The 12,458-nt window shown below is 31.1% G+C and carries 9 protein-coding genes; 8 read left to right on the top strand and 1 reads right to left on the bottom strand.

What is annotated here, in order from left to right; all coding sequences use genetic code 11:
- Nucleotides 1–60: 60 nt before the first annotated feature.
- Nucleotides 61–1,152 carry a CinA family protein gene (locus tag L8W69_RS07920; RefSeq protein WP_133319790.1) on the bottom strand — a complete coding sequence of 364 codons (1,092 nt, stop codon included), beginning with the start codon at nt 1,150–1,152 and terminating at the stop codon, nt 61–63.
- A gap of 100 nt (nt 1,153–1,252) precedes the next feature.
- On the opposite strand from L8W69_RS07920, the gene ileS reads away from it, so the two are divergent.
- The 8 genes from ileS (at nt 1,253) to L8W69_RS07880 (ending at nt 12,427) form a co-directional block, all read left to right on the top strand.
- A complete protein-coding gene (gene ileS / locus L8W69_RS07915) occupies nt 1,253–4,018 on the top strand; it encodes an isoleucine--tRNA ligase (protein ID WP_263666843.1) in 2,766 nt (921 codons plus the stop codon).
- Nucleotides 4,019–4,117: 99 nt separating this feature from the next.
- The gene (gene gatA, locus L8W69_RS07910; protein WP_263666842.1) at nt 4,118–5,482 is read left to right on the top strand and encodes an Asp-tRNA(Asn)/Glu-tRNA(Gln) amidotransferase subunit GatA; all 1,365 of its coding nucleotides are present in this window, start codon (nt 4,118–4,120) and stop codon (nt 5,480–5,482) included.
- Between the two features lie 10 nt (nt 5,483–5,492).
- Nucleotides 5,493–6,944 (top strand): IMP dehydrogenase, encoded by a 1,452-nt coding sequence (gene guaB, locus L8W69_RS07905; RefSeq protein ID WP_263666841.1) that lies wholly within the window; start codon nt 5,493–5,495, stop codon nt 6,942–6,944.
- A complete protein-coding gene (gene xseB, locus L8W69_RS07900) occupies nt 6,944–7,117 on the top strand; it encodes an exodeoxyribonuclease VII small subunit (RefSeq protein ID WP_039628709.1) in 174 nt (57 codons plus the stop codon). Before guaB ends, xseB begins: the two co-directional genes overlap by 1 nt.
- Nucleotides 7,110–7,898 carry a carbon-nitrogen hydrolase family protein gene (locus L8W69_RS07895; RefSeq protein ID WP_263666840.1) on the top strand — a complete coding sequence of 263 codons (789 nt, stop codon included), beginning with the start codon at nt 7,110–7,112 and terminating at the stop codon, nt 7,896–7,898. The genes xseB and L8W69_RS07895 overlap by 8 nt, the downstream gene beginning before the upstream one ends.
- Before the next feature lie 698 nt (nt 7,899–8,596).
- Nucleotides 8,597–9,889, top strand: a complete 1,293-nt coding sequence (gene murC / locus L8W69_RS07890) for a UDP-N-acetylmuramate--L-alanine ligase (protein WP_263666839.1) — start codon at nt 8,597–8,599, stop codon at nt 9,887–9,889.
- The gene (locus L8W69_RS07885; RefSeq protein ID WP_263662975.1) at nt 9,882–10,229 is read left to right on the top strand and encodes a hypothetical protein; all 348 of its coding nucleotides are present in this window, start codon (nt 9,882–9,884) and stop codon (nt 10,227–10,229) included. The genes murC and L8W69_RS07885 overlap by 8 nt, the downstream gene beginning before the upstream one ends.
- A complete protein-coding gene (locus L8W69_RS07880) occupies nt 10,229–12,427 on the top strand; it encodes an endonuclease MutS2 (protein WP_263666838.1) in 2,199 nt (732 codons plus the stop codon). The genes L8W69_RS07885 and L8W69_RS07880 overlap by 1 nt, the downstream gene beginning before the upstream one ends.
- Nucleotides 12,428–12,458 lie beyond the last annotated feature (31 nt).

Here is a 12,458-nt window from a genome sequence, read left to right as displayed (position 1 = left end):
GCATAGAATGAAATTGTATTTAAGTGGTGGGGTGTATTTTTAACTACACCGCTTTTATAATTAAACACCAAAGAAAATTTCAGGTTTTAATCTAAGCATTAAACAATATGCAGCCAAACTAGCTTGCTCTCTTGTATAGTTTCTATTGCCTTGTATATGAATGCATTCTTGTAAAAAGGTTCCATCTTTATACATAGCTCCTATGTAGATGGTGCCTGCTTTGGTATTTTTATCATTTTCTTCTCCAGCTACCCCACTAAGCGCTAAAGCAAAATCACAATTTGTGGTTTTAAAAACCCCTTTTAACATAAAATAAATACAACGATCAGAATATTCCCCAACACTTTCTAAAGTATCATTGCTCACCCCAAGCCAAGAATTTTTTAAACGATTAGAATAAGTGATCAAAGAACCCTCAAACACATTAGAAATTCCTGAATTTTCAGCAAATTTTGAAGCACAAAGTCCTGCGGTGCAACTTTCTGCAAAGGAAATTTTTAAGTTTTTTTCTAAAAGTTTTTTGGCTATAAATTTAATAGGATCATTTCCTAAAAATACTTTTCCTGCAAAAAGTTTGAAAACCCCTTTTAAAAATCCTTCTAGTTTTCCATATTGACTAGCGCTTGCTCTAATGCAAATGAGATTATCTAATAATGCACTTGAGCAAGTTTGAATTTCAAAAGAAGTAGTAAGTGTGCTAAGTAAGATATTTGCACTCATTTCATCTATATCTAAAAGACAAAAATACGCATAGTCAAGTTCAGGATTTTGCAAAATCAAAGGCAATTTTTGCTCTATATTTATATTTAATAAATTAATATGGCATTGCTCAAAAGAACTTAAAAAGGAATTTTTTTCACGCAAAGCTTTTGAAGGTACTAGGGTATCATTTTCTAAGATTAAAACATCATCATTTAAGGTTGCTATGATCTTAGCTATGGTTGCATAGTATTCGCTAATGCTAAAAATGGTTATATAGCTATATTCTTTAGAAAGTTTTTCAAGTAAAAAAGGAAGTTCTTTATCAGGTTTGTTTATAAATTTTAACTCATGAAGCTCTAAAAACTGCTTTTTGTATTCTTCTTGTATATAACGCATATAATTTTCATTAATAATAATTTCATTGCCTATAATGATGATGAGATGTTTCATGATTTTCCTTTTTTTATTGCGATTATAACAAAAAAATAAGTGCAAATTAAAAGTATTTTAAGTAGAATTTACTATTTTTAAATTTTTCAAGGTGGATTATATGGATTATAAAGATACGCTATTGCTTCCAAATACGACTTTTGCAATGCGTGCAAATTTAGCAGAGCTTGAGCCTAAGCGTTTTAGCAAGTGGTTTGAAAACAACTATGCTTATGAAAAAATGAAACAAAAAAGACAAGGAATAAGCGAGAGTTTTACTTTACATGATGGCCCTCCTTATGCTAATGGACATTTGCATATTGGCCATGCTTTAAATAAAATTTTAAAAGATATCATCATCAAAATGCATTATTTTCAAGGTAAAAAAGTGCGTTTTACTCCTGGTTGGGATTGTCATGGTTTACCGATAGAACAGCAAGTTGAAGTTAAACTTAAAGATAAAAAGCAAAGTTTAAGCAAAAAAGAAATTCGTGAGTTTTGCAGAGAGCATGCGAGAGAATTTGTAAATATCCAAAGAGATGAATTTAAGTCTTTGGGTGTGATTGCTGATTGGGATGAGCCATACTTGACTATGAAAAATGCTTTTGAAGCAGATATTTACAAAGCTTTATGTAAAATCGCTAAAAAAGGACTTTTGTTAGAAAGAAGTAAGCCTGTTTTTTGGAGTTGGGCTGCTAAGAGTGCATTAGCAGAAGCTGAAGTAGAGTATGAAGATAAAGAAGATTATTCTATTTTTGTAGCTTTTGAGCTTGATAAAACTTCCCTTGAAAAGCTAGGTGTAAAAAAAGCTAAAGCAGTCATTTGGACTACCACGCCTTGGACTTTACCGGCAAATCAAGCTATATCTTTAAATCCAAATGAAAAATATGTTATCACTGAAGAAGGTTATATTTTTGCTAAAGCCTTGCTTGAAAATATGATTAATAAAAACTTCACTCAAGGAAAAATTCAAAAAGAACTTTTAGGTTCTGAATTTGAAAATTTAAGTGCTATTAATCCACTTAATCAAAGAAAATCCACTCTTATTTTAGGCGATCATGTTTTAATGGAAGGTGGAACAGGGCTTGTACATACTGCACCAGGTCATGGTGAGGATGATTATTATGTGTGCTTAAAATATGGCATTGAAGTGATTATGCCAGTAGATGATGGTGGGTGTTATGATGAAACACTAAGAGCTAAAGGGCTTTTGCCAGAGCATTTATTAAATGAGTTTATAGGACTTCATATTTTTAAAGCAAATGAGCGTATTTTAGAATTGCTTGGCGAAGCTTTGCTTGAAAGTTCTAAATTTATACATTCTTATCCATTTTGTTGGAGAACACATAAACCGGTTATTTATAGAGCTACAAAACAATGGTTTATCTTAATGGATGAGAAAAAATTAGATGGAAAATCTTTAAGAGAGCTGGCACTAGAGCAATTAAATAATGTGAAATTTTACCCAGAAAGTGGGGTAAAAAGACTTAGTTCTATGATAGAAAATCGCCCTGATTGGTGTATATCAAGACAAAGAGATTGGGGTGTGCCTATCGCATTTTTTAGAGATAAAAACACCAAAGAAGTGATTTTTGATGATGATGTTTTAGATCATTTGGTGGGAATTTTTGAAGTAAATGGAGCTGATGCGTGGTGGGATTTAGAAATAAAAGATTTATTACCGCCAAATAGCAAATATGATCCAAATAATTTAGAAAAAGTTTATGATATTTTAGATGTTTGGTTTGATAGTGGTAGTACTTGGGAAGCAGTATTAAACTCAGCAAGATATGATGCAGGAGAATATCAAGCTTCAATGTATCTTGAAGGAAGTGACCAGCACCGTGGATGGTTTCAAAGCTCACTTTTAATTTCTACTGCTATCAATCACAAAACCCCATATAAAAACATACTTACTCATGGCTTTACCGTAGATGAAAAGGGTCAAAAAATGAGTAAATCTAAGGGTAATGTGATCTTACCTCAAAATGTAGCTAAAAATTATGGGGTAGAAATTTTAAGACTTTGGATAATGCTTAGTGATTATTCAACGGACTTAAAAATTTCAGACAATATCTTAAAACAAGTAAGTGAGCAGTATAGAAAGATAAGAAATACTATAAGATTTTTACTTGCAAATACTAATGATATGGAATTTTTAGAAACAAAAAATTTCACACTTTTAGATAAGTGGATTTTAATGCGTGCAAAAGTTGCTTTTGAAGCATGTGAAGCTGCTTTTGAAAAATATGAATTTGCAAAAGGCTTTAGTGTGCTTTTAAATTTCTTAAGTGCGGATTTAAGTGGAATTTATTTAGATGTGTGCAAAGATAGATTATATTGTAATGCAAAAGATGATACAAAAAGAGTAAGCGCGCAAAGTGCCATGGTGCTAATAGCTAGAAAACTTTTTGCGCTTTTAGCTCCAAGTTTAACTTACACTATAGATGAAGCTTTAGAACATGCAAATGTGGCCATTAAAGAAAATGCTAAAGATGTTTTTGATTTGGTATTAAAAAATGGCTTTGATTATGAGTATAAAATCGAAGATGATTTATTTATAAAATCAAGAGAAAAATTCTTTGAGCTTATAGATGTATTAAAAAAAGACAAAATCATCAAATCAACCTTAGAGTTAAGCTTGCAAACAAGTGCAAATGAGCTTTTGAGTGAAGATATTGAAGAAGTAGCTGATTGGTTTATGGTAAGCTCGATAGAAAGCTTAGATGATAAAGAAGCTTTGAGTGAGTTTAAAATAGATGATCATAGTTTTAAAATAGTGCGTTCTTTATTGCACAAGTGTCCAAGATGTTGGAAATTTTTAGCAAAAGAAGAAGAATGTTTATGTCCAAGATGTAATAGTGTGGAAAAAGCAAAAAATGTTTGAGCAAGCTTTACCTTTTAGCGTGGTAGTGATTACTTTATTGAGCTTTTTATTTATCACGCTTTTTTTGTTTTATTTGGTTAAAAAATTTAAGGATAAATAATGGTAACTTTAAAAGAAGCTTTGAAATTTTCAAATGAAGAATTAGAAAATCTAAAAAAAGAATTAAATGAAAAAGCACATCAGCAAAAGCATTTAGGTGCTTATGTAGAGCAGTTTTTAAATAAAGACTTAAGCACTTCAGGTGCTGGTGTACCAGTAGCTATAAAAGATAATATTAGTGTAAAAGATTGGGAGTTAACTTGTGGTTCTAAAATTTTACAAGGCTATGTAGCTCCTTATGATGCAAGTGCTATTGTAAATTTACGCAAAAATAATTTTGCTCCATTTGGAAGATGTAATATGGATGAGTTTGCTATGGGAAGTACGAGCGCGACTTCTTTTTATGGTAAGACTTTAAACCCACTTGATAATGCCAAAGTCCCAGGTGGAAGTAGTGGGGGGAGTGCTGCTGCGGTTGCTGCAGGGATAGCTTTAGCAAGTTTGGGTTCAGATACAGGTGGTTCAGTAAGGCAACCTGCTGCTTTTTGTGGTTGTGTTGGGTTTAAGCCAAGTTATGGAAGAGTTAGCAGGTATGGTTTAGCAGCGTATTCTTCAAGCCTTGATCAAATAGGAGTTTTAACGCAAAATGTTGAAGATGCTGCGATTTTATATGATGCTATTGCAGGCTATGATGAAAAAGATAGCACGAGTGTAAACATAGCTTTTGAGCCAACTACGCCAAAGCTAAATGCAAATAAAAAGCTAAAAATAGCTGTGATTAAAAACTATATAGAACAAACTAATGATGATGTAAAACAAGCCTTATTAAAAACTATAGATATGTTAAAAGCAAATGGCCATGAGATTGTATATAAAGACTTAATGGATTCTACATTTGATGTTGCGGCTTATTATATCATAGCAGCAGCTGAAGCAAGTGCAAATTTAAGTCGTTATGATGGCGTAAGATATGGTAGAAGAAGTGAAAAATGTGACAATCTTAGCCAAATGTATGTAAATAGCAGAAGTGAAGGTTTTGGTGAGGAAGTAAAAAGAAGAATTTTACTAGGAACCTTTGTTTTAAGTAGTGGCTATTATGATGCATACTACATCAAAGCACAAAAGGCTAGAAGATTTATCAAGCAAAAATATGAAGAAATTTTAAACGATTGTGATTTGATTTTTATGCCAGTTGCTCCAAGCGTTGCTTTTGGTTTTAACGATATAAAAACTCCAGTGCAAATGTATTTAGAAGATGTATTTACTATTTCAGTGAATTTAGCAGGACTTGGTGGCATTAGTGTGCCAGTAGGAAAAAATGAAAATGGACTTAGTATTTCTGCTCAGCTTATATGCAAAGCTTATGATGAGCAAACTTTATTAGATGGTGCTTTGAGCTTGGAAGAAATTATCAAAAACAAATAAAGGAAAAATTATGAAAATCATAAAACGCGCTTTGACTTTTGAAGATGTTTTACTAGTCCCTCAATATTCTGAGGTTTTACCTAAAGAAGTAGATATTAAAACAAGACTTACAAAAAATATCACCTTAAATATGCCTTTGATTTCAGCTGCTATGGATACAGTTACTGAACATAGAGCAGCTATTATGATGGCAAGGCTTGGTGGCATAGGGGTAATCCATAAAAATATGGACATAGCTTCACAAGTTAGAGAGATAAAAAGAGTTAAAAAAAGTGAAAGTGGCGTGATTATGGATCCTATTTATATAGGGCCTAAAGCAAGTGTTAAAGAAGCACTAGAACTCATGGCTGAATATAGAATTTCAGGCGTTCCTGTGGTAGATGAGAATAAAATTTTAATAGGAATTTTAACTAATCGCGATTTAAGATTTGAAACTAACTTTGATAATTTAGTAGAAAATGTAATGACAAAAATGCCTTTAATCACTGCTAAAAAAGGCTCTACTTTAGATGATGCAGAAAGAATTTTCTCTACTAATAAAGTAGAAAAACTTCCTATTGTAGATGAAAATAACCACTTAGAAGGCTTAATCACTATAAAAGATTTAAAAAAGCGTAAAGAATATCCAAATTCAAATAAAGATGCCTATGGAAGATTAAGAGTGGCTGCAGCTGTGGGTGTGGGTCAGCTTGATCGTGTAAAGGCTTTAGTAGAAGCTGAAGTTGATGTTATAGTAATGGATAGTGCGCATGGGCATTCTAAAGGGATTATTGATACATTAAAAGCAATTAAGGCTGAATTTAATGTAGATGTGATAGTAGGAAATGTTGCAAGTGCTAAAGCAGTTAAAGATCTATGTGAAGCAGGTGCAGACGCTGTTAAGATAGGTATAGGACCTGGTAGTATTTGCACCACTCGTATTGTTTCGGGTGTGGGTGTACCTCAAATTTCAGCTATAGATGAATGTGCAATAGAAGCGAGTAAATACAGCGTGCCAGTAATCGCTGATGGGGGTATAAAATACTCAGGTGATATTGCAAAAGCTATCGCAGCAGGAGCAAGTAGTGTGATGATAGGTTCACTTTTGGCAGGAACTGATGAGAGTCCAGGTGAGTTATTTACTTATCAAGGAAGACAATATAAGAGTTATCGTGGCATGGGAAGCTTAGGTGCTATGCAAAAAGGTAGTTCAGATAGATATTTCCAAGAAGGTACAGCTCAAGATAAACTTGTACCTGAAGGTATTGAAGGTAGGGTGCCTTATGTAGGAAGTATAAAAAGTGTAGTACATCAACTTTTAGGTGGGCTTAGATCTTCTATGGGTTATGTAGGTGCAGTAGATATCAAAGCTTTCCAAGAAAGAGCTGAATTTGTAGAAATCACCGTAGCAGGATTAAAAGAAAGCCATGTGCATGATGTAACTATCACTGCTGAAGCACCAAATTATAAGGTGAGTAATTAATGGAATTTGAAGATCATATCAAACAAGCCGAGCTTTCTTTGGAAAAACTTAATGATAAAGATTTGGACCTTAAAACTTGCGTAGAAATTTATAAAGAAGGTTTAAAAAGTATCAAGCAAGCAAGAACTATGCTTGAAAATGCTAAATTAGAAATCGAGCAAGTAGATGAGTAGTGTTGTAGCTTTACAATTTCCCACTTTGGCTTTGAGTGAATCAAGGCTTGATTATTATCTAAAAGCTGCTAAGGAAAGTGGTGCGAATTTGGTGGTTTTGGGCGAGTATGTTTTAAATAGCTTTTTTAGTGAGCTAAAAACTATGCCAAAAAGTATGATCAAAGAACAAAGTCAAAGTAAAAAAGCAAGCTTGATAAAACTTGCTAAAAAATATGATTTAAATATTATTGCACCTTTCATAAGTGTTGAAAATGATGGTTTAAAAAAACTATGCTTAAAAGTAGGTCCACAAAATGTAAAAGTGTATGAGCAACAAATTTTAATGCCTTATGCACACTGGAATGAAGAAAAATTTTTTAACAATAAAAAAGCTGATAAGCTTAAACTTTTTACTTTCACACATGAGGGCTTAAAATGTGCTTTGCTTTTTGGCTTTGAGGCACATTTTGATATCTTTTGGCAAATGATCATGAAAAAAAAGATAGACTTAGTCATCATTCCCACAGCTAGCACCTTTGAAAGTAATCAAAGATGGCTAGAACTTTTAAAAACAAGAGCCTTTTTAAACTCATCAAGCATTTTAAGGGTTAATCGTATAGGTAATTTAAAGCAAGAAAATGAGTGGAAATTTTATGGAGATAGCTTTTTTATTAATGCTTTTGGCGAAGTGCAAGAGCAACTTGGCGATCAAGAAGAAATGCTTGTAGTGGAAGTTAGTAAGGCAAATGAAGCTAGAAATTTATGGGGCTTTGATAAGCTTGTGAAAAATTATGAAGAATAATTTATATTTTAAAACACAAATTATACTTTTAATATAAAGTATAATTTGTTAGAATTAATAATTTAATATAGTAAATTTGGATTTAACTATTTTGTTTATTAACTATAAACCAAAGAATTGAAAATCCTATTATTCCAATTGGTAAGGCAAGCATAAATAATAAAAATTTTATAACTATTTTTGCAATGACTAAAAAAAGAGCATTAATAAAAAATACATTATCTCCAAGCAGTATATTTTTTAGTTCTTTCCATACAAAACATGCAAAAGGAAATAATAAAAATTAATTCCTAATATAATAAAAAATGAAATGCTGCTAGATAGTGGAGTGGTAAAATAAAAAAAATACATGCTGCAAACACATAATGTCTTATAAGCCACATTAGATTTATAGTGCTAAAAACTTTTAGTGGATTGATCAAATTTTACTCCTTATTTATTTATAAAATATTTTGCAATTTTATTTTTTTAAATTAATTTAAACTTAATATTTTTATTTTAATATTGTTATATTAATACTAAATTAAATATAAAGTAGTTTTAGTATTAATAATTTATATAAGATTGTGTAAATATTTTGATGTGGCTATGTGATTTATATCAGGATAAAATAAATACTCATTAAAAAGTTTATATTTTATTTTTAGTAAACAAATGATAGAATTTTGCCTTAAATTTTCAAAAAATTTGAGGCAAGAATGCAAAAAATTCATTTTATAGGTATAGGCGGTATTGGAATTTCAGCTTTGGCGAGATTTTTAAAAGAACAAGACTTTAAGATTAGTGGTTCTGATATCAAAGAAAGTAAAATCACAAAAGAATTAGAAAAAGAAGGTATAAATATAAAAATTCCTCATCATAAAGACAATGTAAAAGATGTGGATTTGGTGGTGTATTCAGCTGCTATCAAAGAAGATAATGAGGAATTAATCAGCGCAAAAAAACAAAACATCACAACGCTTTCAAGAAAAGAAGCCCTGCCTATGATTTTAAAAGACAAAAGAGTTTTTGCGGTTGCGGGAGCCCATGGTAAAAGCACAACTTCAAGCATTTTAGCAAGCTTGATAGAAGCTTCTGTTATTATTGGTGCAGTGCTAAAAGAAAGTGGCACCAATATGCTTTATAAAGAAAGCGAAAATCTTATTTTTGAAGCTGATGAGAGTGACAGTTCTTTTTTGAACTCAAATCCTTATTTAGCTATAGTGACTAATGTTGAAGCAGAACATTTAGATCATTATGGAAATGATCTTTCAAAATTATACAAAGCTTATGAAGACTTTTTGCGTTTGTCTAAAATTCAAGTGATTAATGCTGAAGATGAGTTTTTGTCAAGTTTAAATTTAAATAATGCAAAAAAGCTTTACCCAAGCAAAGATATCACAAATATTTATATGAAAGTAGAAAATTTTAAGCCAAAAACCTATTTTACACTTAAAGATTTAGGCGAATTTAGCGTTTTTGGTATGGGTGAGCATGTGGCGATGGACGCTGCTTTGGCTATTTTGGCTGCGAGTGAATTTATAAATATAGAAGAGCTAAAAACTAAGCTTTTAAAATATCAAGGGATTAAAAAAAGATTTGACATTTTATTTGCAAATGAAAATATGGCTTTGATTGATGATTATGGGCACCATCCAACAGAAATCAAAACAACACTTAAAGCAGCAAATGAGTATGCAAGGCTAGCTGGATATAAAAAAATCATAGCTATTTTTGAGCCTCACCGCTACACGCGTTTAAGTGCAAATATAGAGTATTTTAGCGAGGTTTTAGCAAATGTTGATGAGCTCTATATTTTACCTGTGTATGCAGCAGGGGAAGCTAAAATAGATATTAATATGCAAAAATACTTTCCAAAAGCTAAATTTATAAAAGAAATTAAAAGAGAAGAAAATGCTATTTATCTTGATGATGAGTTGATTGAAAATGGCTTGGTAATTGGTTTTGGTGCAGGAGATATAAGCACAAAGCTTAGGGGTAAGTATGTTTAAGATTTTTTTATATGTCTTAGCTTTTTTTGCGATTTTACTTTTTTTCATTTTTTTGCGTAAAAAAATAGGCAAGATTAGTAATTATCTTTTGATTTTAGTGTTGATTTTGATGATTGCCTTTGCGATTAAATTTGAGTTAAGTGCCACAAGAAGTGGGGTTTTGAAAAAAGAAACACTCAATGCATTTTTACAAGGACAAAGTCTAATTTGCAAAGATGTTAATGTCACTAAAGAGTATTTTAACTTTGAGCATGGAACGCAAAGTTTTATTTCAAATGGTAAAAATAAACAATTTAAAGCCTATGTTTTTGATATAAAAGATTGCAAGGTAGATAAATAATGCAAGAGCAATTTTTTAAAAAGTTAGATTTAGATGGCTATATAGAAGATTTTAGGGGGCTTTTTGCAAGAGATAAAGAAATTTTTTTACAAGGTGATAGCAAGCTTCATTATAAAAGAATCAATGAGCTTTCACTGATTGATTTTAATCCTCCACCTATGATAGAAGAGCTAAATAGTGCTTTAACTCATCTTAGCAAGCAAGGAATTTTACATTTAAGTCAAAGCTTTGAATTTATTAAAATCTGTATGTATTTTAGATACTTAAAGGGTTTAAAATTTGAAGAAAGTTTAAAAGAATGGCTTTTAAAAATAGAAATTCCACAGGCTATTTTAGAGCTTTTTGAGTATTTTGATGAAAAGGGTGAGATTAAAGAAAGTGTTGATGAAAGACTTGTTAATCTAAATTTAGCTCTAAAGATAAAAAAAGAAAGCTTGGTAGCTGAGTTTAAAAAACTCACCTATACTAAAAATCTTAGTGTATATTTGATTGATACGCAAATCCATCTTATCAATGGTATGGAGGCCTTGCTTTTACGCGGTGGGTTTAATCATGTCTTAAAAGCAAAAATCATAGGTAGAAGTAGTGGCGGTGGATTTTATGTGGTGCCTTTAAGCGTAGAAAAAATCCAAAGTCAAATAGATGAAATCAAAGATGCTAAAGAAGAAATTTTTTATGAGTATGCTAAAAAAATCAGCTTGATTTTTTATAAAAATTTGATGTTTTTGAAATTTATCAATAATGCTTTTGATTTATTTGATCATTATAGCGCTAGAGTTTTGATGGCTAAAAAACATGATTATGAGTTTGTTTTAGCTGATAGTTCTAATAATTTAAGCTTATATAACTTCGCACATCCGGCTTTAAAAAATGCAAAAAGTGTTAATATAGAATTTAATAAAAAAGTTTTAATCATCACAGGTGTAAATGCAGGTGGTAAGTCTATGCTTTTAAAAGGAATTTTAAGTGCAGCTTTACTTGCAAAGCATTTACTTCCTATGAAAATTAACGCACAAAAAAGCCAAATAGGGAATTTCAAAGAATTTGATGCGATTTTAGAAGATCCACAAAATGTAAAAAATGATATTTCTACTTTTGCAGGAAGAATGTTGCATTTTTCTAAGCTTTTGGGTAAGAAAAATGTTTTATTAGGGGTTGATGAGATAGAGCTTGGAACAGATTTTGAAGAAGCTGCGTGTTTATATACTGAGCTTATTTCTAAGCTTTTAGAACAAGATAATAAAATCATCATTACAACCCACCATAAACGCCTTGCTATGCTTTTGGCTAAAAATTCACAAGTAGAACTTATCGCTGCTTTGTATGATGAGGAATTATCACGTCCAAAATATGAGTTTTTAAAAGGCACTATAGGTAAATCTTATGCATTTGAAACGGCTTTAAGATATGGCATAAGTGCAAATTTAGTGCAAAATGCTAAAAAGCTTTATGGAGAAGATAAAGAAAATTTAGAAGAAATGGTAAGTAAAAACATCAATCTTGAACTTTCTTTACGCAAGAAAAATGAAGAGCTTGAGAAAAAAGAAGCTAAGGTAGATGAAATTTTACTTTCACTTAAAGATCAAAAAGAAAAAAATGAGCAAGAATTTAAAAAGCTTATTTCTAATTTAGAATTTAAATATCACAAAGCCATAGAAGAAGCTAAAAAAACGATAAATCTAAAAGATATTAAAGAAAAACAAAGAAGTTTAAACAAAGCCAATGAACTTAAAAAAAGTATTGTTTTACCAAGTATGGAGCAAAATGAAGAGCTTAGAGTAGGGGATTTTGTTAAATATGAAAAAATCAAAGGTAAAATCACTACAATTTCAAAAAACGATGCGATGATTCAAAGCGATGGTTTGAGTTTGCGTGTGCCTTTAAAGCTTCTTAAAAAAAGCAATCAAACCCCTACACAAAAGGTAAAATCAAGTGTCAATATAACCCGTCCAAGTGCTTTAAATATGACTTTAGATTTACACGGCTTAAGAAGTGATGAAGCGCTTGAGAGATTAGATAAATTTATCTCTGATGCTTTGATAGTAGGTTTTGATGAGGTGATAGTTTATCATGGTATAGGCACGGGAAAACTAGCTTTTGCGGTAAAAGAGTTTTTAAAAGCCCACAAAAGTGTAAAAAGCTTTAATGATGCTCCGATTAATCAAGGTGGTTTTGGTGCTAAGGTGGTTAAGCTTTAAGTAAAATTATAGTAAAACCTTTAAACAATAA

This window comes from Campylobacter sp. CNRCH_2016_3089 (assembly GCF_025772505.1).
GTDB lineage: Bacteria > Campylobacterota > Campylobacteria > Campylobacterales > Campylobacteraceae > Campylobacter_D > Campylobacter_D lari_D.
The sequence above is the reverse complement of the archived record's forward strand: the minus strand, read 5'-3'. Positions and strand labels throughout refer to the sequence as shown.